The sequence below is a fragment of the Melaminivora alkalimesophila genome, assembly GCF_000282995.1.
Classification (GTDB): Bacteria; Pseudomonadota; Gammaproteobacteria; order Burkholderiales; family Burkholderiaceae_C; genus Melaminivora; species Melaminivora alkalimesophila.
This window is the reverse complement of record NZ_ALEE01000325.1, coordinates 1-463: the sequence shown is the minus strand read 5'-3', so window position 1 is coordinate 463 and position 463 is coordinate 1. Positions and strand designations below refer to the sequence as shown.

Here is a 463-nt window from a genome sequence, read left to right as displayed (position 1 = left end):
AGGCGGCGCATCGGGCGCTGCCGAGGCACCCGGCGTGGACAGGGGCAGCAGGGCGCCGTCCAGGCGCATGGCGTCGGCCGACGCAGCAAAGGGTTGCGCCTGCCAAGCGCCCGCCTGGCCGGCCGCGATGTCGTCGGCCCAGCGGCCGAAGGCCTGCAGCGCGTCCTTCGACAGCTGCAGCAGCGGCGGCTGCACCGGCTTCTGCTCGGCCAGCCACGCGTTGAGGACCTGCTCCATGGACCAGGCCGCCTCGCCGAACTCGTTCAGCCCGACCATGCGCGAGCTGCCCTTGAGGGTATGGAAGGCGCGCCGCAGCGTGGTCTGCTCGCTCAGGTCGCCCGGCTGCTGCTCCAGCGTCGCCACGGCGCCCAGGCCGGTTCCGACCACCTCGCGCGCCTCTTCCAGGAAGATGTCCAGCAGTTCGCCGTCGTCGTCCTCGTCCACCGCTGGCGCAGCCGGCGCG

The 463-nt window shown here is 73.4% G+C and carries 1 protein-coding gene; it reads right to left on the bottom strand.

What is annotated here, in order from left to right; all coding sequences use genetic code 11:
* The coding region (locus A612_RS06080) for an Hpt domain-containing protein (RefSeq protein ID WP_040436218.1) at positions 1-463 on the bottom strand (463 nt) is incomplete at both ends.